Raw genomic sequence first — 23,480 nt, 5'->3', positions numbered from 1 at the left:
TAAGGAATGCCCAGCAGGTGGGCCAGCTGGGTGGCGCTCGGGCGGCTCGATTCGGGAATGGGGATGACGACGTCGATCTCGTTGGGCGGCACGGTGGACACCACGCGCTTGGCCAGGGTCTCGCCCAGGTTCAGGCGGGCCTGATAGACGGAGATGCCGTCGAGCACGGAGTCGGGGCGCGCCAGGTAGACGTATTCGAAGATGCAGGGGAAGAGCTGCGGGTGCTCGGCGCACTGCTGTGCGTGCACATTGCCCTGCAGGTCGACGAACACGGCTTCGCCGGGGTCGAGGTTGCGGTCGAAGTGGTGGGCCGTGCCCTCCAGCGCCACGGACTCGCTGGCCACGACCACGGTGCCGGGGCTGCGGCCCAGGCACAGCGGACGGATGCCGAAGGGATCGCGAAAAGCCACCATGCCGTGGCCTGCGATGAGCGCCACCACGGCATACGAGCCGCGCACACGGCGGTGGACGTTGCGCACTGCAGTGAACACATCTTCGGGCCTGAGCGGCAAGCCGCGGGTGGACTTCTCGAGCTCATGGGCCAGCACATTGAGCAGGACTTCGGAGTCGCTCTCGGTGTTGATGTGGCGGTGATCGGTGCTGAAGAGCTCCGCCTTCAGCGCGTGGGCATTCGTCAGATTGCCGTTGTGCACCAGCACAATGCCGAAGGGCGCATTCACGTAGAACGGCTGCGCCTCTTCCTCACTGTAGGCATTGCCCGCCGTGGGATAGCGGACCTGGCCCAGCCCGCAGTTGCCCGGCAGCGAACGCATGTTGCGGGTGCGAAACACGTCGCGCACCATGCCCTTGGCCTTTTGCATGAAGAACTTGCGCTCTTGCTGCGTGACGATGCCCGCGGCATCCTGGCCCCGGTGCTGCAGCAGCAACAGAGCGTCATAAATCAATTGATTAACAGGTGCGTTGCTGACAACGCCTACGATTCCACACATACTTATTCCGATCTCATGAAGGCAAATACCTTCCAAACTCTTCCGGCAATACCGGCTGCAGCCCTTTGAGCGCCGCCGTGGTGATGCCGGCGCCGACAGACTCCCGCCACCAGTCACTCGACTTCAACGGTGTCATGCCGATCACCACCGTTGCCGCCAACAACAACACCACCCCGCGTACCAAGCCAAACGCCGCGCCCAAAGCCCGGTCAGCAGGCTGCAGGCCCACTGCAGCAAATAGCTTCTGGGCAAGCTTCGCCAGCAGACCGCCAGCCAGTACCGACAACACGAATACCACGGCAAAACCTGCCGCGTACCGAACCACCTCGCCCGCCCCGGCCATGGGCAGCTTCTGCGCCACATCAGGCGCCAGCCACTGCGCCAGAATAAAGGCTGCAATCCAGCTCACGGCCGACAACACCTCATAAATCAGACCGCGCCAGGCGCCCAGTGCCAGCGAGGCCAGCAAAACCACCGCGAATATCCAGTCCAGCGCGATCATGGTCATGCGTTCAAGCCACCATCACAAAGTCAATACTGCAGCCGGCAGGTCCAGCTTCTTGATCTTCTGCGCGGCCTTGTCCGCCTCCGCCTTGTCCGCAAAGGGGCCAACCCGCACGCGAATCCGGCGTCCGTCCTTGGTCTCGGCCACCTGGGTATAGGTTTTCAGCCCAGCGTGCTCCAGCTTCAGCCGTGCCTCACGCGCCCGGGCGACGTCCGCGAACGCACCGACCTGCACCACGAAGCGGCCGGCACTGGCGTCAACCTTTTTCTCGGGCTCCTTGCCTTCCAGCAGCGCCTGGGCTTTATTGCCTTCGTCCGCCTTTGGCTCCGGTTTGGATTCCGTTTTCGCTATTGTTTTAGGAGCTTCCGGCGCAGCAGCAACGGGGGCAACTGCCACTTTTTCCTCTGCCTTGGGAACGGCCACGGGTGCCGCCACTGGCGCGGGTGGAACGACCGGGGCAACCGTTTCCGGCTTGACGGCCTGCGTCGCCGCCGGAGCGGGAATGCTCAGCGGCTTGACCTTGTTCCGGTCGGGAATCTCGATCGGCATATCGACCGCAATCGGGCGCGGCTGCTTGTCAAACAAAATCGGAAAAGCGATCACACCAATCAGCACCAGCACGGCAGCACCGATCAGGCGGTATTTGGCACGCCTGCGCATCATCTCGACACTCTCGGGCTGGGGCGACGTGGCGGACTGCTCGTCGCCACTCTTTCGGAACTTGAAAAAGGCCATGTTGTGGGAGCTCAGGAGTTCAAATGTTTGGCATGTGCTTGGCGAGAAGTCGGGGCACGCCGTCCTTCAAAATGCCGCCCACCGTATAGAACGACCCAAAGACCACAATTCTATCAGTGGGGTCTGCCGCATTGATCGCCGCCTGCAGGGCCTGCTGGGGATCCGGGTAGGTTGAAGCAGAGGCGTCGCGCCGGGTGTTCTGGGCCTGCCATTTCTCTGCCAGCCCCGCTGCCGATTCGGCCCGGGGGGTTGGCAAATCCGTGAAATACCACCTGTCAATCAGGGGATTGACCTTGCCCAGCATGAGCGCGAGGTCTTTGTCGGCCATGGCCCCAAAAACTGCGTGCGTGGTCGGGAAGTAGCCCATGGCATCCAGGTTGGCGGCCAGCGCTGCCACCGAATGCGGGTTATGCGCCACATCCAGCACCAGCGTGGGCTGGCCCGGGACGATCTGAAAACGTCCAGGCAGTTCCACAAACGCCAATCCGTTGCGCACCGCCTGCGCCGTCACCGGCAGGCGGTCGCGCAGGGCCGTCAATGCCGCCAGCACGCCGGCCGCATTGACCAGCTGGTTGGCGCCGCGCAGGGCCGGATAAGCCAGCCCGCTGTAGCGCCGCCCGCGCCCAGCCCAGCCCCATTGCTGCTTGTCGCCCGCCACATTGAAATCAACACCAAAGCGCCAGAGATCGGCATCGATCTCGGTGGCATGGTCCAGCACACTTTGCGGCGGCACCGGATCGCTCACCACCACCGGGCGACCGGTTCGCATGATGCCCGCCTTCTCCCGGCCAATGCTCTCGCGGTCTGACCCCAGGAACTCCATGTGATCGAGGTCGATGCTGGTGATCACGGAGCAGTCGGGCTCGATGATGTTGACAGCATCCAGCCGCCCACCCAGACCGACTTCCAGAATGGCCACATCCAGCGCGCTATGGGCCATCACATGCAGAATGGCCAGGGTGGAAAATTCAAAATAAGTGAGCGAAACTTCTGAATCATTTTGGCACCTGGCCCGCTCCACCTCTGCGAAAGCAGCTACCAAATTTATAGCATCCACCGCATCACCCCGGATGCGCAGACGCTCTTCAAAACGCACCAGATGCGGCGAGGTGTAGACCCCGGTGCGATAGCCGGCCTGCAGCAGGATGGATTCCAGCATGGCGCAGGTCGAACCCTTGCCGTTGGTGCCGGCCACGGTGATGACCGGGCAGGTGAAGCGAATGCCCATGCGGTCGGCCACCACCTTGACACGGTCCAGCCCCATGTCGATGTTTTTGGGGTGCAGCCGCTCGCAGTGGGCCAGCCATTCGTCAAGGGTTTGAGGTTCGGTTTTCATAGGGACTGCCATTGTCGCCGAGTACTGCATGATGGCGCCCATGGACAAACACCGCATCACCCTCTACGGCATCCCCAACTGCGACACCGTCAAGAAGGCCCGCGCCTGGCTCACGGCCCAAGGCCTCGACTACCAGTTCGTTGACTTCAAGAAGCTGGGGGTGCCCGAGCAGCCGCTCGACGCCTGGATCACCGCCCTGGGCTGGGAGCCACTCGTGAACACCCGCGGCACCACCTGGCGCAAGCTGGACGACGCCACAAGGGCGGGCGTGACGGATGCTGCCAGCGCCCGCGCCCTGATGCTGGCACAGCCCAGCGTGATCAAGCGGCCGGTGGTGGAATGGGCCGATGGTGGTGTATCGGTCGGCTTTGATGAAACGGCCTGGCGCTCGCGGGTCGCCTAAAATCATCGGTTACCCAAAACTGCACTGCACACACCATGGCCACCATTCTCCAAAACCTTCCCGTCGGCCAGAAAGTCGGCATCGCTTTCTCCGGCGGCCTGGACACCAGCGCCGCGCTGCACTGGATGAAGCTCAAGGGCGCCGTCCCTTACGCCTATACCGCCAACCTGGGCCAGCCCGACGAAGCCGACTACGACGAGATCCCGCGCAAGGCCATGGAATACGGCGCTGAAGCGGCCCGCCTGATCGACTGCCGCTCGCAGTTGGCTGCCGAGGGCATCGCCGCGCTGCAAAGTGGCGCCTTCCATATTTCGACCGCCGGTGTGACCTACTTCAACACCACGCCATTGGGCCGCGCCGTCACTGGCACCATGCTGGTGTCCGCCATGAAAGAGGACGACGTCAACATCTGGGGCGACGGCAGCACCTTCAAGGGCAACGACATCGAGCGTTTCTACCGCTACGGCCTGCTCACCAACCCGTCCCTGAAAATCTACAAGCCCTGGCTGGACCAGCTCTTCATCGACGAACTGGGTGGCCGCGCCGAAATGTCGGCGTTCATGACGGCGCATGGCTTTGGCTACAAGATGTCGGCCGAAAAAGCCTATTCGACCGACTCCAACATGTTGGGCGCCACGCACGAGGCCAAAGACCTGGAGTTCCTGAGCAGCGGCATGAAGATCGTCAACCCCATCATGGGCGTGGCGTTCTGGAAGGACGAAGTCGAGGTCAAACGTGAAGAAGTGACCGTGCGCTTTGATGAGGGCCGCCCGGTCGCGCTCAATGGTGTCGAGTTCCCCGATCTGGTCACACTGATGCTGGAAGCCAACCGCATCGGCGGCCGCCACGGCCTGGGCATGAGCGACCAGATCGAAAACCGCATCATCGAAGCCAAGAGCCGCGGCATCTATGAGGCCCCGGGCCTGGCGCTGCTGTTCATCGCCTATGAGCGCCTGGTCACCGGCATCCATAACGAAGACACCATTGAGCAGTACCGCGACAACGGCCGCAAACTCGGCCGCCTGCTTTACCAGGGCCGCTGGTTCGACCCGCAGGCCATCATGCTGCGCGAGACCGCTCAGCGCTGGGTGGCCCGCGCCGTCACTGGCGAAGTCACGCTGGAGCTGCGCCGCGGCAACGACTATTCGCTGCTGAACACCGAGAGCCCCAACCTGACGTACCACCCCGAGCGCCTGAGCATGGAGAAGGTGGAAGACGCCCCGTTCTCCCCGCTGGACCGCATCGGCCAGCTCACCATGCGCAACTTGGACATCGTCGACACGCGCGCCAAACTGGGCATCTACGCCCAGACCGGCCTGCTGTCACTGGGTGAAGGCGGCGACTTCCTGAACCTGACGCACAGCACCAGGAAATAGGCCGGCCCGATCAGGTGCGGCGTGCCCGCTCGCGAATGCGCAGCAGGGCACTGCCGGTCTGGTGCTGCGTGAGATAGTCCTGCGCAATGGGCACCAGCGCCGCAGGGGCAATGCCCAGGGAAGACAGCCCCGGCAACGTGCCGCTGGCCACGTTGTCGCACTGCATGGAATCCAGATTGTCGCGGCTCATCAGTGGCTCGCCTGGGGCCAGCCCCATCAGCATGGCCTGGAGCCGACCCACCCACAGCGGCACCGCAATCACGGGGCGCCCGCGTCCATCGCGGATGCCACTGAGCCGGCCAGCCAGTTGCACCAGTTCCTTCAGCGTGAACACGTCGGGGCCGCACAACTCAAGCACGTGCGGCGCGCTGGCGGGCGACACGATGGCGCCACGCTCCAGGCAGCGCACCACGGCCAGGGCCACATCCTGCACCCAGACCGGCTGAAAACGCGCATCGGCCCCTGCCAGCGGCACCAGCGGCAGCAGCTTTTGCAGCCTGGCAAAAGCATTGAGAAACTTGTCTTCGGCGCCAAAGATCACACTGGGGCGCAGAATCGTCAGATCAAACGCCGCGTCGAGCCCGGCACCCGCTGCGCGCATCAACGCCGCCTCGCCCTCTCCCTTGCTGCGCAGGTACATGGAGGGCGCTGACTCTGAATGTTGCGCGTTGGCACCCAGGGCACTGACATGCACGAACTGCCTGACGCCCGCCGCCACACAAGCACGCGCCAGCTTCTGCGGCAAGTCCACGTGGACTTTCTGGAATGTCGCCTGGTCGCCATGCAGGATGGCCACCAGATTCACAACGGCGTCATGGCCGGCGACCGCGCGCGCCAGCGCCATCTCATCGTGCACGTCCAGTTCCAGCACCGTCAGCGACGGCAAAGTCAGCAAATGCCGGGCCTGGACATAGCGCCGGGTGGGCACGGTCAGATGCCACCCCTCACGCGCCAGTTTTTCACACACATGGGTACCAACAAAGCCGGAGCCACCGACCACCAAAACGTTTTTCATGGACCTAATCTAGCGCTTTGCACAAGCCTGCTTGTTGCGCGGGGTCAATGGACCCCAAAACCGCAAGTCAAGTGCTTTGACGCAGGACCAGCTGCCAGCCGACGTCCACGCTGGACGGCTCCACCGATTCACCCCGCATGAGTTGCAGCAGCATGGCCGCGGCACTCTCGCCAATCTCAACACGGGGTGTTCGGACGGTGGTCAGCGGCGGCCACATCTGGTCGCTTCCCGCCAGATCATTGAAACCCGCAATGGCCAGCCGTTGCGGCACCTGGATGCCAAGCCGCAAGGCCGCCAGCAAGCCGCCCTGCGCCAGATCGTCATTGCAGAAGAAGATCGCGTCCACATCGGGATGGGCTGCCATGCCGCTCTCCAGCAACTGCGCACCAAGTGCCATGGACGAGGGCTCAGGGCTCAGCCACTCGAGCGCGGCATCGTGACAACCGGATTCTTTCAAAGACCGGCGATAACCCTCCAGACGCTGCATCACGCGCGGGTCCAGCTGAGCCGCAGCAAACGCGATGCGACGCCGTCCTGTGCCCAGCAAATGCTGGGTCATGGCGCGACCCGCGTCCGCCTGTGAGAAGCCCACACAATGCACCGAAGGATCGCGCGAGGTTTCCATCAGGTGCACGCACGGTACGCCACTTTGGACAATCAGGGCCTGGCAGCGCGGCGTTCGATCAAAGCCAGTCACCAGCAAGCCGGCGGGCCGGTGCGCCAGATAGCTTGCCAACAGTTCCTCTTCTTCGTGCGGCTGGTAATGCGTCACGCCAATCAGTATCTGGTAGCCCAGGGGATGCAGCACCCGATGCACGGCTTCCAGCAAATCGACAAACAGGTTGTTCGACAGCAGGGGGACCAGCACGACGACGGTGTGGCTGCGCGCGCTGGCCAGTGCCCGCGCGGCCGGGTCTGGCACATAACCCAGCGCGTTGGCGGCCAGTGTCACGCGGGTCACCAGATCCGCGCCCACGCTGCGCTCGCCGCGCAAGGCGCGTGAGGCGGTAATGCGGCTGACGCCAGCGGACAGCGCAACGTCGTCCAGGGTGACACGACCGGAGGACCGGCTTTTGCGGGGGGAAGTACTCATGATTACGGGTTTACCCTAGTTCTAAAATCAAAACATCTCACTAAGATAGCGCTATCTTAAAGTCAATTGAACGCGTTCCACCCCTTAATTTTTTGACCTGATGCGACATGACTCCCGGAATGGCTCACTCCATTCCGTTTTTTTAAAACCATTGAGATAGCGCTATCCAAACTATGAAATCAGTTGTCATGATGGGCGTCGCCGGTTGCGGCAAATCCAGCGCCGGCCAGGCGGTGGCCCAGGCCGTGGGGCTGCCGCTGATCGAGGGCGATGAATTCCACCCGGAACGCAATCTCGACAAAATGCGCCAGGGTGTGCCTTTGACCGACGCCGACCGCAGTGACTGGCTCAACGCGTTGGGTCAGGCCCTGGAACAACACCAATCGGGCGCCGTACTGACCTGTTCGGCGCTCAAGGCCAGCTACCGCGACCGCTTGCGGGCGCATGCGCCCGGCTTGCGCTTTGTGTTTCTGGAGATTGATCCGCAGACGGCGCACCAGCGGGTGTCGGCACGCGCGGCCCAACACCTGTTCCCCCCGAGTCTGGTCACCAGCCAGTTCGCCACGCTGGAGTCCCCCGTAGGCGAGCCCGGCGTGCTGCGGGTGGATGCCACCCAGCCGCTGGCGGTCCTGAGCGAAACCGTCGCCCGCTGGTTGCAGAACGATCTGAAAGAGGCCCCGATATGAGCAACACCCCCGTCATCAGGTTCCTGAACACCCTGATGGCCGCCTGTCTGGCGGTCATGGCCACCTCGGTCTTTGTCAATGTCGTCATGCGCTATGGGTTTGGCAGCGGCGTGGCTGCCAGCGAGGAACTGTCGCGCCTGCTGTTTGTCTGGATGGTGTTCATCGGCGCCACGGCCGCCTATCCGCAGGGCGAACACATGGCCTTCACCAGCCTGCTGCACCCGCTGCTCAAACCCGGCCGCGAAGCCGCACTCAAGCTCACAACCGGCCTGATCCACGCCTTGGTGGTCCTCAGCTGCGCCTTGTTGGGCTGGGGCGCCTGGCAGCAGGTGCTGGTCGGCATGGACAGTGTGAGCGTGGTGCTCGGCTACCCGCAGGCCCTGCTGCCGCTGCCCGCCTTTCTGTGCAGTCTGGCCATTGGTGTGATGGCGCTTTGGAAGCTGTTGCGCGCTCGCCCCATCGATTTCGGCCACGCGGCCGAAGTTGAGTGATTTATAAAAAAAGAACTGGTAGCCCTTATGAATCAAGGCTTGGTTGCTATTATTTTCGTAGTCGGCATGATGGCCTTCATGGGCATCGGCATGCCGATGGCATTCGCCCTGGTGCTCACCGGCGCCTCCATGGCCTGGGTGCTGGGCTTTTGGGACACCCAGTTGCTGGCGCAAAACCTGGTGGCTGGCGTGGACAGTTTCCCCCTGCTCGCGGTCCCCTTCTTCATTCTGGCGGGCGAGCTGATGAACTCGGGCGGCATCAGCCGGCGCATCATCACCATGGCGCAGGCCTGGGTTGGTCATATCCGGGGCGGGCTGGGTTTTGTCACCATTGGCGCTGCCATTTTGATGGCCAGCATGAGCGGCTCGGCGCTGGCCGATACGGCCGCGCTGGCCACCATCCTGCTGCCCATGATGCGGGCGCACGGCTACCCGATGTCGACCTCGGCCGGGCTGATTGCCTCGGGCGGCATCATCGCGCCCATCATTCCGCCCTCCATGCCGTTTGTGATTTACGGCGTCACCACCAACACCTCGATCTCCGCCCTGTTTCTGTCGGGCATCGTGCCGGGCCTGATGATGGGCGCCGGTCTGGTCGTCGCCTGGAAGCTGCAACTGCGCAAGCTCGACCTGCCCGAGGGCATACCGTTGCCGCTGAGGGCGCGGGTGCGTGAAACCGGTAAAGCCTTCTGGGCACTGCTGATGCCGCTGATCATCATTGGCGGCATGAAAACCGGCGTGTTCACGCCGACTGAAGCCGCCGTGGTGGCCGCTTTTTACGCCCTGGTCATCGCGTTTTTCATCCACCGTGAAATGAAGCTGGCTGACCTGCACGGCGTGCTGGTGCGGGCGGCCAAGACCACCGCGGTGGTGATGTTCCTGTGCGCCGGCGCCCAGGTGGCCAGCTACATGATCACACTGGCCGATCTGCCAGCCACGCTGACCGGCTGGCTGGGCCCGCTGATGGAGCACCCGACGCTGCTGATGGCGGTGATGATGGTCATGCTGGTGCTGGTGGGCACGGCGCTGGACCTCACCCCCACCATCCTGATCTTTGCCCCGGTCATGCTGCCGATTGCCGTCGCGGCGGGCATTGACCCGGTCTACTTTGGCTTGATGTTTGTGCTCAATGGCGCCGTCGGGCTGATCACCCCGCCGGTGGGCACCGTGCTCAATGTGGTGGCCGGTGTCGGGCGCATGCGGCTGGACGAAGTCATCAAGGGCGTCAACCCCTTCTTGCTGACCTACGCGCTGATTCTGGCGCTACTGGTGATCTTTCCCCAGCTGGTCATCGCCCCTGTCGCCTGGATGCGCTGAAACCGGACCCGCCTTTTTTCCCCGTCGTTCCTTTATTCTTTATTACTCTGGAGACTCTCATGATCCTGATTCGCCGAACCCTCATCGCCTGCGCAGTGGGCGCCAGCCTGCTGGCCAGTGGCCTGGCCAGCGCGCAAGACATCAAGCCACGCCTGATCCGTTTTGGCTACGGCCTGAACGAGCAATCCAATCAGGGCCGCGCCACCAAGGTGCTGGCCGCAGAAATCGAAAAACTCTCTGGCGGCAAGATGAAGCTGCGCGCCATTGGCGCCGCCGCGCTCGGATCGGACGTGCAGATGCAACAGGCCCTGATCGGCGGCGCGCAGGAAATGATGGTGGGCTCGACCGCCACGCTGGTGGGCATCACCAAGGAAATGGCACTGTGGGACACGCCCTTTCTGATCAACAACGCACAAGAGGCCGACGCCATTCTGGACGGCCCGGTGGGTGACCGCGTGCGCAACAAGCTGGAAGAAAAAGGCCTGGTGGGTCTGGTGTATTGGGAAAACGGCTTTCGCAACCTCACCAACAGCAAGCGCGCCGTGGTCAAACTTGAAGACATGGATGGCATCAAACTGCGCGTGATGCAGAACAACGTGTATCTGGACAGCTTCAAGACCCTGGGCGCCAACGCCGTGCCGCTGCCGTTTTCCGAACTGTTCAGCGCGCTGGAAACCAAAGCTGTCGATGGTCAGGAGAACCCCTACAACACCATTCTGTCCAGCAAGTTTTACGAAATCCAGAAATACCTGACCGTCACCAACCACGTCTACAGCCCGTGGATTGTGCTGGCAAGCAAAAAATGGTGGGACGGCCTGAGCAAGGACGAGAAAGCCGTTCTGATGTCCGCCGCCAAAACGAGCCGCGACTTTGAACGCAAGGACACCCGTGCCGAGGCCACCAAAGCGCTGGAAGACCTCAAGGCCAAGGGCATGCAGGTCAACGTGCTGTCTGCCGCGGAGACGGCCCGTATGCGCGACAAGCTGACCCGAATCAACGCCGGCATTGCCTCAAACGTCGGCATGGACCTGTGGCAGGACACCCAGGCCGAACTCGCCCGGCTGCGCGCGAAGAAGTAGGGCTGGCAGAGCCGCTAACATGGCGGCTCTTTTCAAACCTCAAGGACACCATGAGCACCTCCAGCATCGCCAACGTCACCGTCAACACCCAGGCCAGCGTCTACTTTGACGGCAAATGCGTGAGCCACGGCATCACCTTCGCGGATGGCACCAAGAAATCAGTCGGCGTGGTGTTGCCAGCCACTTTGACCTTCAACACCGGCGCGCCGGAAATCATGGAATGCGTGGCCGGCAGCTGCGAATACAAGCTGGCGGGCACCGATGCCTGGGTGAAGTCCGTCCCCGGTGACAAATTCAGCGTTCCCGGCAACTCGTCCTTCGAGATTCGGGTGACCGAGGCCTACCACTACATCTGCCATTTCGGCTGATCAGGCGCACCGCGGGTCTTCGCCAGTAAAAGAGCCACCTTCGGGTGGCTTTTTTTTCAATCTCCGCCGCCCCCGCAGCCACCGTCCCCACCGCTGTCACCCCCATCGCTGCTGTCTGACGACTCAACGCCGCCAAAGCTGTCCGAGTCACCGCTGAACGAGCCATCCGAAAAACTTGTGCCGCAGTATGTGCCGCCCGAACTGTTGTGGCCGGCGTCGCTCTTGCGCTGGATATCCCGGCAATCGGGGGTGTAGCGAAAGCCGTTTTCAATATCGAGCTTGGCGTCCAGCGCAAACAGCAGCGGCAGGCGGGTCGGCGCATGCGGGTCGATGGCCTCATCGCGGCAGGCCCAGTACCAGGCGCGGCGCAGACCATCGTTATTCTTGGCCTGCGTGCCCAGCGCCAGCGCCGGTGTATGGTGCAAAAACCAGCCCAGCGCCAGCTGGCACCAGTCCTGGTAGGCCCTGGTATGCAGGATGAACTCATGCCACATGGCATCCACCACACGCGAAGGCATGGCCACATACTGTTTTTTGCTGCGCAGACAGGCGAGAAAAAACTGGCGCAGACCGCGTTCGACCAGATCCAGGTCTTTACCGCTCAGATGGGGATACGTTTCACGCAACCTGCGCTTGAGAAACTGTGGCAACGCGCCCTCGCGCACCACCTTTTCATGCTGCCAGCGCGACCACACCATCCCCAGCACCACCGCCAGCACGGATGCCATGGCCAGCGCCCCCCAAACCGGGCCAGGCCGCCACCAACCCAGCACTGCGCCCACAATGACCAGCAGCCAGGCCGCCGCGAAGACGGCGGGTACGACGCCCGCATGGCGGATGACCAGCTTTCTGGCGCTGAGCATGACGCGCGAGGTCAAACCACCGTCGGCTCCGGCTCCAGCCGGATGCCAAAACGCTCGTAAACGCTGGTTTGAATCGCCCGGGCCAGCGTCATCACCTCGCCACCGGTGGCTCCCCCCCGATTGACCAGCACCAGTGCCTGTTTCTCATAGACGCCGGCATTGCCGACCGACTTGCCCTTCCAGCCACAGGCGTCAATCAGCCAGCCGGCAGCCAGCTTGACCGAACCATCGGCCAGGTGGTAGTGCACGATCTTCGGATCGCGCGCAATGATGTCGTCGCGCTGCTCCGGCGTGACGGTGGGGTTTTTGAAGAAACTGCCGACGTTGCCGATCACGTCGGGATCGGGCAATTTGGCGCGGCGGATGTCGCAAATCCACTGGTAAATCTGCAAGGCCGAAGGCTGCGCAATATTTGCCTCGGCGATCTTCTTCTCAAGATCGGCATAGCCCAGCACCGCCTTCCATGGTTTGGGCAGCGAGAAGCGCACATGGGTGATGAGCGCCCTGCCCGCCAGCCCCAGCCCGGCCGTTTGGGCCTGCGGCGCGTGCTTGAAGACCGAGTCCCGATAGCCAAACCCGCATTGGGCCGCGTTCAGGGTAAAAATCCGGCCCGTCTGCAGGTCGATCGCGTCAAGCGACTCAAAGCGGTCCTGCAATTCAACGCCATAGGCACCGATGTTTTGCACCGGCGCCGCGCCCACCGTGCCGGGGATGAGTGCCAGGTTTTCCAGCCCCGGGTAGCCCTGCTGCAGCGTCCAGGTGACGAAGTCGTGCCAGTCTTCCCCGGCCCCGGCTTCCACCACAAAGGCTTTGGCGGTTTCCTGCACCAGACGCTTGCCCTTGATCTCGACCTTCAAGACCAGTGGTTTGACATCGCCGGTGAGCACAATATTGCTGCCGCCACCCAGAACAAACTTGGGGCTCGGCCCCCATTCGGAACTGGCAACGACGGTTTGCACATCGGCTTCACTGGCAACCCGAACCAGGGAATGCGCCCTGGCCACGATATGGAAGGTGTTGCAGGACTGGAGTGGGACGTTTTTCTCGACTAACATTGCCGTAATTGTCTCATTAGCCCTCACACTCGTGAATTTGCCGGAATTTAGCCATGCCCTCTTTTGATACCGTTTGCGACGCCAACATGGTGGATGTAAAACACGCGGTGGAAAACACCGTCAAGGAAATCACCACGCGCTTTGATTTCAAAGGCACGCCAGCCTCCATTGAACTCAAGGACAAGGAAATCACCGTCATTGGCGACGCCGAGTTCCAGCTGACCCAGATCGAAGACATCCTGCGCAACAAGCTCACCAAGCGCAACGTGGACGTGCGCTTTCTGGACATGGGCGACGTGCAGAAAATGGGCGGCGACAAAGTCAAGCGCGTTATCAAGGTGCGCAGTGGCATCGAGACTGAAGTGGCAAAGAAGATCCAGCGCCACATCAAGGACAGCAAACTGAAGGTGCAAGCCGCCATTCAGGAAGAAAAAGTACGCGTCACCGGGGCCAAGCGCGATGATCTGCAGGCAGCCATGGCCCTGATCAAGAAGGAAATGACCGACATTCCACTGACTTTCGACAACTTTCGCGACTGATGAAAGCCGCCGCGCTGTTCGTCACGCTGCTGACCCTGGGCCCCATGACTTGGGCTCAGACGGTCGGCTTGTCCGGCATGCTGGGCGGCAAGGCCCTGGTGATCGTGGATGGCAGTGCGCCAAAAAGTGTTGCCGTGGGCGAGTCCTACCGGGGTGTCAAGATCGTCTCCACCCAGGGCGACCAGGCAGTGGTGGAAATTGCCGGCAAACGGCACACCCTGCGCGTGGGTGAGGCACCTGCCAGCGTGGGCAACGGCTTCGGCGGTGGGCCTGGCGGCACCCGCGTGGTCTTGAGCGCCGGCAGCGGCGGCCACTTCTTCACGCCGGGACAGATCAACGGCCGGGCCGTGCAATTGGTGGTGGACACCGGCGCCACCATGGTGTCCCTGAGCATCGCCGATGCCGAACGCGTCGGGCTGAACTACAAAACAGGACAACAAGGGCAGGTCAGCACCGCCAATGGCGTCATCCCCGCCTGGCGCACCCGGCTGGCGTCGGTGCGCATCGGCGATGTGACGGTGTACGACGTGGAAGCGCTGGTCTCATCGGGCTCCATGCCCTATGTGCTGCTGGGCAACAGCTACCTGGCGCGCTTTCAGATGACGCGAAACAACGACCAGATGGTTCTCGAAAAACGTTATTGAGACACCCCCTTGACAGTCCAGACCGAAAACGAATACGAAGATTTGCTCAGCCTCTGGTCTGACTTGGAGTCGGGCTTGGGCATCATTCTGGGCAGCCCGGCGAGCATCCAGGAGTTTGAGCAGCGCGTGTGGCAGTACGACCGCTGGATGCAGACCCTGCTCAAGCGCGACACCGACGTCGGCCTGTATCTGCTCTTTCAGCTGGCGACCAATTCGCCGGTGGGCTACAGCGCCTCCCACGCGCTGGTCAGCGCCGTGCTGTGCCACCTGATCGCGCTGGAGCTGAAGCTGGACCAGACCGAGCGCGACAGCCTGGTGCATGCGGCCATGACCATGAACATTGCCATGACCGCCATGCAGGACCAGCTGGCCACACAAACAGAAAAGCCAAGCCCCCAGCAACGCGACGCCATTCGTGCCCACGCCGTCAAAGGCGGGCTGATGCTGGCCAACATGGGGGTCGCCAACGAGCTGTGGCTTGACACCATCAGCCTGCACCACGACGAGAGCACCAACAAGGGCGAGCTGCGAGCCATCCCCCCGGTGCGCCGGCTGGCGCGCATTCTGCGCATTGCGGACCGTTACGCGGCCATGATCAGTCCGCGCAAATCACGAGAAGGCCGCAGTGCGACCGACTCGGCACGCTCCATCATCACCAACTCGGCTGAGCAGAACGACGAGGTCGGCCACGCCCTGGTGCGCGCCGTCGGCCTTTGCCCGCCGGGCACCTATGTGCGGCTCGAAAACAAGGAAGTGGCCGTGGTCATGCGCCGCAGCAGCCAACCCAACCAGCCGCATGTGGCCATTGTCGTCAACGAAGCAGGCGCCCTGCTCAACCCGCCCCGTCTGCACCGAACCTCCACCGGCAGCCCCAGAATCAAATCGGCACTGGCGGCCTCGACGGTGCGCGTGCGCCTGAACCATCACCTGATATTGCAGCTGGGCGTCTACGCGGCGCAGCATCCGTAATTGCTATTGTTTTTATAGCTATAAGCGCATATTTTTGCGGGGGCTAGAGGCTGATTTCTTATATATCCTCGGTGCTCAACCCAGGTAAAGCCCTGGGTCACAAAAGGCATTCTTTTGCGTAGGCTTGGGCTTCTTTCCAACAGGAGTCCAACATGCAAATCACCCAAAACGCCGATGCTGCCAACACAGCCTTACCGCAGTACGGCAGCAAACCCCAAAGGCCGGGGCTCTATCTCGGACTGTTTCACGGACGGCACGATCCAAAAGAACGCATGGATGACTGGGGCTTCAATGGCCCCGCCATTGGCCCACTGATGTGGTGTCACACAACCTATGCGTCGAACGTCAGGGTCAAATTCGAATTCGCTTCCGATGGGGAAGAATACTTTGGTGCGCCGGACACCGAGTTTGAGCTTTCGGTCAACGGTGACATGCTTGCATTTAATGGCATGTACTTCGGCGATTGGACTGTTTACTACGTGAAGCCCGATGAATGTGAGTTGCCACCGGACACATTTCGGGAAGCATTAAGGGGAAATGAATTGGTGGCACATCGCAAGTTTTTCATCTGATCAAATAACCCTGAAGCCGATACTGTTCAGGTACTCAAACGTCGGATCGTAGTGCGCCGCGTACCGAGTCTGATCTTCATTGTCACCTTCCGGCACAACCAAAACCATGCCTTGACGCGCCCTCGTGAGAAGGACGCGATATGCGTTTTTCAAATAGGTCTGACGTTCAGTTTTCCGAATTTGATTCCAGCGATTGCCTACGAAAGAGAAATGTTGCCATCCCGATGGGGCGTATCTAAAGTCGGCATCCCACACGACACAAGCCCAGTCAACTTCGAGCCCTTGCACGTGAAATTCGGTCGCAACGTCTTCAAGGTAATACGACGAACGAACGTCCTCTTTTCCATCGAGAAACCAGTGAATCGGGTCCATCGGTGATTTCACGTCGATCGCATGTGGCTTTAGGCGCTGCGCTTGCGAGGAAACGACCATTCCATAACGCTCAGTGCCTCTGGCTTTCGCCTTCAGCCACGACTTGGCACGATCAAGATTTCGAGTAATGACTATCGGATAGCGATCGACCAACTCTGCGAGCATGTCGCGCGCTTGCGCGGTGTTGTGATCCAGCATGTGCTTCACCAGTGCAGAAACATGCTCGGCGCGAAATGACCGCATTGAAACGCCCAGATGCAGGTCTTCGTCAAAATGAACGTTGGGACGTGCCGTAAGTTCTTCAAGCACTCGCCCAGCACCATACTCGTCGTCATGAAGCCGTGGTGATATATGAATATGCCAGTCAGGAAAAGACCGGTTAAGGGCATGAATCCACTCTTCGATGCCAGCTTCACCGGTGTTGATCTCTTGCCCACCGCCGACCAAACAAACCACTACGGCCCAGTCATCATGTCGGTTCAAACAAGAAATCAAAAACTCAGGTTCTGATTGATCAAAGCCAGCCTTCTGTTTCTTGCGAAGCATAAATGCTGCGGTCTGCTCAAGATTCCAGGCACGCTGTGCTTCATCAAAAATAGCGACATGCTCTATAGGTGGCCGGTGCGTATCAATCAAGCATTCGTCGCGAAAATGGTGTACGTTTTGAATGAATAATTTGACTTCACTCAGGGCCTCGCCTTTCTTGACTTTTTCCCCCGCTTCAGCTTTGCGTCGAACTTTGTCTCGCGCTAGAGCTTCTCGCAGAATCGCAACCAACGGGCCGTTGCCTGAAAGAAAAACCGAGTGGAGGGCGCTGTCTTTGTCGGTGTGCTGCGTAGCAATATCAAGGCCAACGAGGGTCTTTCCCGCTCCAGGCACACCGGTAACTAGACAAATGGATTTCGTCGATTGTTCACGCGAGGATGAAATTATTTTTGAAACTGCCGACGATGTTCGACTTAAATTAATTGCAGAGGCATCACTACGCGAAATTTCGGAAACCGCATGACCGCTGTAGAGTGCCATCGCCGCTTCGATGATGGTTGGCGTGGGATGGTAGCCGCCAGCTTCCCACGTGGCTGAGTCAATTGGTTGGCCATCGGAGAACAGCAAAACCTGATTCAAAACGACATTGAGTTGGCATGGCGATACGTTGATGGGTAGTAGCACACCGTCATTTTGAGAAGTGGTTGCAATGATCGAATGGTGAGCCGGCGCGCGCGTGGCAATAAGGATCGGCGCTACTGTTTTGTCGTGTGTGGTTTCGTGAAAGTTCTTGAGATCCACTGCGTAATCCCACACTTGGTCTCTTGCAGAGGAGAGAAACTCTTTTTCGCCAACTTTGAACTCCATCACGAAAATAACGTGGTCTAGAAGAACGACCACGTCAATACGTTTGCCAAGCCTTGGAACGGCATACTCAAAGTACACCGTTCCTCTGCCCGCGTTATTGATCAAAGTTTCTTTCAGCAAGCGGATTTGCTCAAGCCAGGCATTGCGCTGAGGCGCCTCAATGCTAAACGCGCTGCTCCGAACAAGCGTGCCAAGTATTTCGTCCGACGCGCGCATCAGAAAGTCGGCGATTGAATCTGCGTAATAGGCCCGATTTCGGTTTGTCACAAGCTGTGTTCCCTGTTAAGTTCATTGCTTTTGCTGAATAAGGACCTTACACGCCAGCAAAGGTAGGAACTGATTGTTTGGTCATTCCTTGCAAGCACCTTCCCCATCATTCGGGCATCCGCGCAAGTCGCTCTGCCGCGTCCTGCAAGCCAGAAAAGATGCTGTCCGCCACATGCGCAGGAAATTGCTTCGGCAGCGTGCGCGCAACCTGTTCAATCACATGGGGAGTCTTCTCGACCAGCTCGGCAATGATGGCTTCAGCCGAGTCACCGATACCGTTGCGCCGCGCCGATTCGTTCCAGTGACGGCGCAGCACATCGCGCATCTTCCAGTGCGGGTTCTTCCCGCGCACGGCCATGGCCAACTTGACCTTGAAGGGATTGATCTGATTCGCTCCTTTGCCCAGCATGGGGTAGGCGGACAAGACGTCATACAGCGGTGTCATCGAAAACGCGCCGCGCGGCGCCAGATGGAGACTGAAGTTCTTGGCGTGGCCATCGGGCGCACACAGCAGCCAGAACAGCAGTTGGGCCCGAAAAAAATTCACACGATCGCGTTCCCGCTCCCCGGATGACGCCAGCAGGTCCAGAATCCGGTCCATGCCCGGACCGCCATCGGCCTCGTACTTGATGAATGGTGAGGTGCCCGTCGCCTGGCACATGTCTTCCTGTGGCAGGCGCAGCAAAGCCTTGCGGTCTGGTGTCCAGCGTCGGTCGAAACGCTCAACGATCATAGCCGTGGTGCCATTGAAGTCCCCCATCTCGCAATGGGCCACGGGCAGCCCGTAGGCTGTAAGGATTTGGGCACAGAGCCATTCGTTCTCAACAGAGTCATGCAGATCTAGTTTCTGGTTGCCGACCAGGCCCAGGGGGAGTTTCAGGATGTGCGTGGTGGGCGTGGCGCCGGTGGGCCGCATCCACTTGGAACCCACGCGCAAGAGCGCGGTTTTTTCCTGCGCGCCGGCGATCGATATCCGGAAATCTGCGCCATCTTCGCCCTGCCCCACGTTTCGGCCCGGGGTGATGGCGGCTTCAAGTTCCCGTGCCACTCCGGCATCATTCAGGGGCACACCCTCAATGACAAAAGGATCGCCCGGGTCCTGGCCTTCTGGCACGATTTGCAACGCGCCCACACAGTCGCGGCCAATCTCAGCCAGCAGATCGAACGCTTCAGTCGTGCCGGTCTTGAAGCGCTGGGCCAAACGGTTCAGAATAGGCTGGCTATCGGGCAATAAGTTGGAGAAATAGTTGCGTACGGTCTCGCCCTGATGCAGGAGGTTGCCGGGCTGAAATGGCAAGGACAAGGACAACGGTCGCCCCAAGGGCGCGTCGAACCACGCCTTGGAGTAACTCAGGGTGTCGCGTGCAGCGTGGTGCGACCAGACGCCCACGTGCTGACCGTTCATCCACAGGTCCAGGTGCCTCGCATGAGAGCGTCGTCCCATGAATTACCAGTCCGCCGGCGTGCGCTTGCCGGTCTTGGCGTTGGCATCCGTCTGCGTGTCTCGAAGGACAAGTTCGACCCCCAGCGCCGAGAGCATGCGCAGCAGGCGGCTCACGCTGGCCATTGAGGCGTTGCGCTCGAGGTCTGAGGCGGTTTGCTGGGTAATGCCCAGTGCACGTGCAAGGTCAGCCTGGGTCATGCCCCTGGCCTTGCGAAAGCTTTTGAGCAAAAGCGATACTTGTTGCTCGGTACGGATCGGGTAGTCACTCATACAGCCTCCAGGCTGTTAATTAGATTTACAAAGTTTAAGCTGTTTTTTTGATTTACACAAGATAGGCTGTTTTATGCCCCACGAACCCCGCCTCACCCACGACCTGCGCGCCCTCCTCGCTACCCAGCGCGTCGCGGCGCTGGGCACGCTCGACGAGGACGGCCTGCCGTTCGTGTCCATGGTGCCGTATGCGCTGGAGCCGGGCAGCGCCAGCCTGGTGATTCATGTCAGCGCGCTGGCGGCGCACACCCGCAACCTGCAAGCCATGCCGCACGTGTCCCTGCTGGTGATGCAGGCGGAGGTACCCGGTGAGCCGGTTCACGCCCTGCCGCGCGTGACGCTGGTGGGGCACGCCACCGTGCCAGAGGCGGGCAGCGCGGCGTGGGCGGACAGTCGGGCTGCCTACCTGACGCGGTTTCCTGACAGCCTGCCGATGACGCAGCTCGGCGACTTCATGTTCGTCGCGATCCACATTCTTGGCGCACGCCAGGTGGCGGGCTTTGGTGCGGCACGCTCGCTAGATGCTGACGAAATGGAACGCGTGTTGTGGCCGCTGGCCTAGGTGCCTTCCACAAACGCCACCATCATGCGGGCCATTTGCAGTCCGTCATGGCCCAGGGCCAGGCTGTTGGTGCTGGCGGTGTAGTGCTCTTCACCCAGCTGCTCACGTCGTTTGTTCAGCAGATAGGCACTGTAGTCTTCCACAAACTCGGGGTGGCCTTGCACGCAGAACACGTGTTCGCCGACCGCAAAGGCGGCCACCGGGCAAAACGCGCTGCTGGCCAGCAGGGTGGCACCTTGCGGAAGCTCCAGCACCTGGTCCTGGTGGCTCGCCAGCAATGCGATCTCACTGCGGCCCTGCGACTGCGCCAAATGGGGCGCGTGCCATTGGTAGCGCATGCGCCCCGTGCCCCAGCCTTGCGGCGCGCGCCCTACTTTGGCACCGAGGCACAGGGCGATGAGCTGGTGGCCAAAGCACACGCCCACGAGTTTCTTTTTGGCCTGCAGCAGTTGCTCCACGCGCCGGCGCAGCTCAAGCACCCACGCCTCTTGCGAAAATGAGTCGGCCCGGCTGCCAGTCAACAGCACGGCGCCATAGTCGTCAAACGTCGCCGGGTAGTGGCCTTGCGTGGTGTTGAAGACGTCAACCGACCAGTCGGCCCCGGCATCGCGCAGCAGGCGCGCAAACATCTCCCCATAGCTGGTGTACGTGGCCGCGACCGCCGGGTCGAGCACGTCGTTGTCAAGCACGCAAATTCTCATGAATCTCTCTAGCGTTTGTGGCCGTGTTTGTGGTCTTTGACATGACCGGCTGGTTCGGCAGGCGCCTTCTTGCCCAGCCGCGACTCGGTGCCTTTGGCCAGCCGGCCGATGTTCTCGGCATGCCGATAGAGCAGCAGCAATGACATGATGGACACCGCCAGCAGCACGCTCTTGTTCATGTACCAGGCAATGCCGTCGCCAAAAATGTAGTACACGGGCGCAAACACCGCCGCCGTCAGCGAAGCCAGTGAGGAGTAGCGGAAGAAGTAGGCCATGATCAGCCAGGTGGCGGCGGTGGCCAGCCCCAGAATCCAGCTGATGCCCAGCAGCACACCCAGGGCGGTGGCCACGCCCTTGCCGCCCACAAACTTGAAGAACACGGGGTAGAGATGGCCTACAAAGGCGGCCAGCCCCACCATGGCCATGGTGCCTTCTTCCATCCCGTAGGGCTTGCCAAACCACCTGACCAGCATCACCGGCAGCCAGCCCTTGGCCGCATCAAGCAAGAGGGTCACGATGGCCGCCGCCTTGCTGCCGGAGCGCAGCACATTGGTGGCGCCGGGGTTTTTGCTGCCAAACGTGCGCGGGTCCTTCAGGCCCATGGCGCTGCTGACGATCACCGCGAAAGAAAGCGACCCGATGAGGTAGCCCAAAAGCGTGGCGATCACGGGGAAGAAAGATTGCATAGATTCCAAAAATGTCTCCTGCTGCTGCACCCGCTGGCCGGGGCATGAAGCCGCCATTTTGCCAGCCTGCCCTGATGGCGCGGCAGCCGCGCGGTCAAAGCGTCAGTCTGCCAGCGCGCACTGCACGGGCTTGGCGGCCAGCAAGCTCATGCAGACCTGCGGGTCAACGCCCACCAGGTAGCCGCGCCGTCCGCCATTGATCAGTATTTTGGGCAGCTCCAGAATCGACGCTTCGATATAGACCGGCATGGCCCGGCGCGTGCCAAACGGCGAAGTGCCGCCCACCAGATAACCACTGTGGCGGTTGGCCACCTCGGGCTGGCAGGGCTCCACCGACTTGGCGCCAATCTGGCGCGCCAGGTTTTTGGTGGAGACCTTGCGGTTGCCGTGCATCAGCACCACCAGCGGCTTGGCGTCCTGGTCCTGCATGATCAGTGTCTTGACGACCGTGAACGGATCGAACCCCAGCACCTGCGCGCTGTGCTGCGCGCCGCCATGCTCCAGGTACTCGTAGGGATGTTCGGAGAACACCACCTTGTTGGCCTTGAGCAACTGGGTGGCGGGGGTTTCGCTGACGTGGTCTTTCTTGGCCATAGGCGCATATTGTCCACGCTTGTGATGGGAAGAAAAGCGAAGAGCCTATGGCAACGATCCATCAGAACCCCGTCTCACTCCGCCTGGACCGAGAGCAGCCATGCCCTGCTACGGGCTCTATTGTTTATAGAGCTTGTCGCGCTGCTCTTTGGTCAGCACAGCGTCGATGCGCTTGCGAGCCTCAATGTTCAGTTCAAACATCGCCTTCTGTGCGTCGGTCATCGCTTGAAACGCCTTGCGGGCTTCCGGCTCATCAAACGCTCCCCGCCCAAACATGCCGTCCATGTGGTAGCCCTTCTGGTGCATCGTGCCCATGAGCTGCCACCTCGCCTTCGCTGTTTCCTCCTCTATCTGCTCGATCTTCTTGCGTTGGTCGGCGCTGAGGTCCACCCCCCAATATCCTCTCGCCATTCCCGGGCCCATGCCATAGCCGCCGCCACGGTAGCCATCCATCATCCCTGGACCCATGCCATAACCGCCACCATAGCCGCCCATCATTCCAGGACCCGTGCCGTAGGGTTGAGAGCAAACCGAGCTTGCCAGCACCAACCCAACCACCGTCAAAAGCAATGCGCGTTTCATATTGAACTCCTTCGAGTTGATCAGGACCTGCATCTTGTCGGCGTGAGAAGGACGGGATTTGACAAAAATCAAATCTCATCAAATCAACTCGTGGCAATCCATCCAGACATAAGTGCGACACCGCACATACGGGGCCCCTCCTTTGCCTTAAGGTTCAGCTTTGGTGTGGCAAGCGCCATGCCCGGGTTCCGGAGGCAAGTCGCCACGGACATTTCTTACCCAAGTCCCAGGAGAAACCAATGGAAAATCTTAACCACACCGGCAAGAGTGAAACAGCATCTGAGGCTGCCGGCAATATGGCCGCGCAGGTGGCCACTTCAGCAACAAATCTGTTGGACGCCACCAAAGCGGCCAGCAAAAACATCGGCGTCGTCGCCCATCAAGAAGTGACCGGCTTACGAGCTGACCTTGACAACTTGATCGCCAATCTGGCGAGTTTTTCTGAGCTTGAACTGATTGCGGCCAAAGAAAACATCCTCGCGAAGGTCGAAGCCACCAAGGTTGCGGCCAGGGGCGTTACAGCTGACGTGAGCCAGCAATTCAATCGTGGCGTTGATGTCACCACCGATTATGTGAAAGAGCGTCCGCTCCAGTCGGTGGGTATTGCTGCAGCCATTGGCGTATTGGTGGGCATGCTGATTTCACGTCGATAG

General features: G+C 60.9%; 28 protein-coding genes. 13 read left to right on the top strand and 15 right to left on the bottom strand.

The features are described from left to right. From Q7T10_RS10150 to folC, 4 genes are all read right to left on the bottom strand, one after another. On the bottom strand, positions 1-950 hold a 950-nt coding region (locus tag Q7T10_RS10150), incomplete at its 3' end, for an amidophosphoribosyltransferase (RefSeq protein ID WP_304747835.1). A 13-nt stretch (positions 951-963) separates the two neighbouring features. Continuing rightward, positions 964-1,452, bottom strand: a complete 489-nt coding sequence (locus Q7T10_RS10145; RefSeq protein WP_304747844.1) for a CvpA family protein — start codon at positions 1,450-1,452, stop codon at positions 964-966. Positions 1,453-1,473: 21 nt separating this feature from the next. Next, positions 1,474-2,190 (bottom strand): SPOR domain-containing protein, encoded by a 717-nt coding sequence (locus tag Q7T10_RS10140; protein ID WP_304747834.1) that lies wholly within the window; start codon positions 2,188-2,190, stop codon positions 1,474-1,476. Positions 2,191-2,209: 19 nt separating this feature from the next. After that, positions 2,210-3,526 (bottom strand): bifunctional tetrahydrofolate synthase/dihydrofolate synthase, encoded by a 1,317-nt coding sequence (gene folC / locus Q7T10_RS10135; RefSeq protein WP_304747832.1) that lies wholly within the window; start codon positions 3,524-3,526, stop codon positions 2,210-2,212. A 40-nt stretch (positions 3,527-3,566) separates the two neighbouring features. Here folC and Q7T10_RS10130 point away from each other — a divergent pair, with 40 nt between their 5' ends. Together Q7T10_RS10130 and argG are read left to right on the top strand one after the other, a co-directional pair. Then, the gene (locus tag Q7T10_RS10130) at positions 3,567-3,929 is read left to right on the top strand and encodes an ArsC family reductase (RefSeq protein ID WP_304747830.1); all 363 of its coding nucleotides are present in this window, start codon (positions 3,567-3,569) and stop codon (positions 3,927-3,929) included. A 35-nt stretch (positions 3,930-3,964) separates the two neighbouring features. Further along, positions 3,965-5,305 (top strand): argininosuccinate synthase, encoded by a 1,341-nt coding sequence (gene argG, locus Q7T10_RS10125; protein WP_304747828.1) that lies wholly within the window; start codon positions 3,965-3,967, stop codon positions 5,303-5,305. A 10-nt stretch (positions 5,306-5,315) separates the two neighbouring features. Here the strand turns inward: argG and Q7T10_RS10120 are convergent, their stop codons facing one another. Then, positions 5,316-6,320 (bottom strand): complex I NDUFA9 subunit family protein, encoded by a 1,005-nt coding sequence (locus Q7T10_RS10120; protein ID WP_304747825.1) that lies wholly within the window; start codon positions 6,318-6,320, stop codon positions 5,316-5,318. Between the two features lie 67 nt (positions 6,321-6,387). Beyond that, entirely contained in the window at positions 6,388-7,413 is a 1,026-nt protein-coding gene (locus Q7T10_RS10115) for a LacI family DNA-binding transcriptional regulator (protein WP_304747822.1), read from the bottom strand. Positions 7,414-7,586: 173 nt separating this feature from the next. Here Q7T10_RS10115 and Q7T10_RS10110 point away from each other — a divergent pair, with 173 nt between their 5' ends. Genes Q7T10_RS10110 through Q7T10_RS10090 form a run of 5 tightly spaced genes read left to right on the top strand, consistent with a single transcriptional unit; the run spans position 7,587 to position 11,354 of the window. Next, the gene (locus Q7T10_RS10110; protein WP_304747819.1) at positions 7,587-8,099 is read left to right on the top strand and encodes a gluconokinase; all 513 of its coding nucleotides are present in this window, start codon (positions 7,587-7,589) and stop codon (positions 8,097-8,099) included. Continuing rightward, the gene (locus Q7T10_RS10105) at positions 8,096-8,590 is read left to right on the top strand and encodes a TRAP transporter small permease subunit (protein WP_304747817.1); all 495 of its coding nucleotides are present in this window, start codon (positions 8,096-8,098) and stop codon (positions 8,588-8,590) included. Before Q7T10_RS10110 ends, Q7T10_RS10105 begins: the two co-directional genes overlap by 4 nt. Positions 8,591-8,617: 27 nt before the next feature. Continuing rightward, positions 8,618-9,907 (top strand): TRAP transporter large permease, encoded by a 1,290-nt coding sequence (locus Q7T10_RS10100; protein WP_304747815.1) that lies wholly within the window; start codon positions 8,618-8,620, stop codon positions 9,905-9,907. 59 nt (positions 9,908-9,966) lie between these two features. Further along, the gene (locus tag Q7T10_RS10095; protein ID WP_304747812.1) at positions 9,967-10,986 is read left to right on the top strand and encodes a TRAP transporter substrate-binding protein; all 1,020 of its coding nucleotides are present in this window, start codon (positions 9,967-9,969) and stop codon (positions 10,984-10,986) included. A gap of 50 nt (positions 10,987-11,036) precedes the next feature. Further along, positions 11,037-11,354: a pyrimidine/purine nucleoside phosphorylase gene (locus Q7T10_RS10090; protein WP_304747810.1), complete on the top strand. Its 318-nt coding sequence runs from the start codon at positions 11,037-11,039 to the stop codon at positions 11,352-11,354. 56 nt (positions 11,355-11,410) lie between these two features. Here Q7T10_RS10090 and Q7T10_RS10085 read toward each other — a convergent pair whose 3' ends face one another. Further along, on the bottom strand, positions 11,411-12,217 hold the full coding sequence (locus Q7T10_RS10085) for a hypothetical protein (protein WP_304747808.1): 807 nt from the start codon (positions 12,215-12,217) through the stop codon (positions 11,411-11,413). Positions 12,218-12,228: 11 nt separating this feature from the next. Next, positions 12,229-13,281, bottom strand: a complete 1,053-nt coding sequence (gene murB / locus Q7T10_RS10080; protein ID WP_304747842.1) for a UDP-N-acetylmuramate dehydrogenase — start codon at positions 13,279-13,281, stop codon at positions 12,229-12,231. Between the two features lie 44 nt (positions 13,282-13,325). Between murB and Q7T10_RS10075 the strand changes: the two genes are divergently transcribed. The 4 genes from Q7T10_RS10075 (at position 13,326) to Q7T10_RS10060 (ending at position 15,996) form a co-directional block, all read left to right on the top strand. After that, positions 13,326-13,811: a YajQ family cyclic di-GMP-binding protein gene (locus tag Q7T10_RS10075; protein WP_304747806.1), complete on the top strand. Its 486-nt coding sequence runs from the start codon at positions 13,326-13,328 to the stop codon at positions 13,809-13,811. Beyond that, positions 13,811-14,455: a TIGR02281 family clan AA aspartic protease gene (locus tag Q7T10_RS10070; protein WP_304747803.1), complete on the top strand. Its 645-nt coding sequence runs from the start codon at positions 13,811-13,813 to the stop codon at positions 14,453-14,455. The genes Q7T10_RS10075 and Q7T10_RS10070 overlap by 1 nt, the downstream gene beginning before the upstream one ends. 9 nt (positions 14,456-14,464) lie before the next feature. Then, positions 14,465-15,424, top strand: a complete 960-nt coding sequence (locus tag Q7T10_RS10065) for an HD-GYP domain-containing protein (protein ID WP_304747800.1) — start codon at positions 14,465-14,467, stop codon at positions 15,422-15,424. A 152-nt stretch (positions 15,425-15,576) separates the two neighbouring features. Further along, positions 15,577-15,996 (top strand): hypothetical protein, encoded by a 420-nt coding sequence (locus Q7T10_RS10060; RefSeq protein ID WP_304747797.1) that lies wholly within the window; start codon positions 15,577-15,579, stop codon positions 15,994-15,996. On the opposite strand, the gene Q7T10_RS10055 is transcribed toward Q7T10_RS10060, so the two are convergent. From Q7T10_RS10055 to Q7T10_RS10045, 3 genes are all read right to left on the bottom strand, one after another. Next, positions 15,997-17,988, bottom strand: coding sequence for a DUF2075 domain-containing protein (locus Q7T10_RS10055; RefSeq protein ID WP_304747794.1), 1,992 nt, complete (start codon positions 17,986-17,988; stop codon positions 15,997-15,999). Between the two features lie 106 nt (positions 17,989-18,094). Then, a complete protein-coding gene (locus Q7T10_RS10050) occupies positions 18,095-19,393 on the bottom strand; it encodes a type II toxin-antitoxin system HipA family toxin (protein WP_304747791.1) in 1,299 nt (432 codons plus the stop codon). Positions 19,394-19,435: 42 nt separating this feature from the next. After that, complete coding sequence (locus Q7T10_RS10045) at positions 19,436-19,702, bottom strand: helix-turn-helix transcriptional regulator (protein ID WP_304747789.1); 267 nt, start codon at positions 19,700-19,702, stop codon at positions 19,436-19,438. Between the two features lie 73 nt (positions 19,703-19,775). Between Q7T10_RS10045 and Q7T10_RS10040 the strand changes: the two genes are divergently transcribed. Next, on the top strand, positions 19,776-20,264 hold the full coding sequence (locus tag Q7T10_RS10040) for a HugZ family protein (protein ID WP_304747786.1): 489 nt from the start codon (positions 19,776-19,778) through the stop codon (positions 20,262-20,264). Here the strand turns inward: Q7T10_RS10040 and Q7T10_RS10035 are convergent. The 4 genes from Q7T10_RS10035 to Q7T10_RS10020 all read right to left on the bottom strand — a co-directional run bounded on the left by Q7T10_RS10035 (position 20,261) and on the right by Q7T10_RS10020 (position 22,827). Then, positions 20,261-20,953: an amidotransferase gene (locus Q7T10_RS10035; RefSeq protein ID WP_304747784.1), complete on the bottom strand. Its 693-nt coding sequence runs from the start codon at positions 20,951-20,953 to the stop codon at positions 20,261-20,263. The two genes, Q7T10_RS10040 and Q7T10_RS10035, sit on opposite strands and share 4 nt — an antisense overlap. A gap of 20 nt (positions 20,954-20,973) precedes the next feature. Next, complete coding sequence (gene plsY / locus Q7T10_RS10030; RefSeq protein WP_304747783.1) at positions 20,974-21,651, bottom strand: glycerol-3-phosphate 1-O-acyltransferase PlsY; 678 nt, start codon at positions 21,649-21,651, stop codon at positions 20,974-20,976. Positions 21,652-21,753: 102 nt separating this feature from the next. After that, on the bottom strand, positions 21,754-22,245 hold the full coding sequence (locus tag Q7T10_RS10025; RefSeq protein ID WP_304747781.1) for an aminoacyl-tRNA deacylase: 492 nt from the start codon (positions 22,243-22,245) through the stop codon (positions 21,754-21,756). 117 nt (positions 22,246-22,362) lie between these two features. Next, entirely contained in the window at positions 22,363-22,827 is a 465-nt protein-coding gene (locus Q7T10_RS10020; protein ID WP_304747780.1) for a Spy/CpxP family protein refolding chaperone, read from the bottom strand. Between the two features lie 239 nt (positions 22,828-23,066). Here Q7T10_RS10020 and Q7T10_RS10015 point away from each other — a divergent pair, with 239 nt between their 5' ends. Beyond that, positions 23,067-23,480: a YqjD family protein gene (locus Q7T10_RS10015; RefSeq protein ID WP_304747778.1), complete on the top strand. Its 414-nt coding sequence runs from the start codon at positions 23,067-23,069 to the stop codon at positions 23,478-23,480.

Origin of the sequence: Rhodoferax sp., assembly GCF_030646845.1 — a bacterium.
Classification (GTDB): Bacteria; Pseudomonadota; Gammaproteobacteria; order Burkholderiales; family Burkholderiaceae_C; genus Rhodoferax.
The sequence above is the reverse complement of the archived record's forward strand: the minus strand, read 5'-3'. Positions and strand labels throughout refer to the sequence as shown.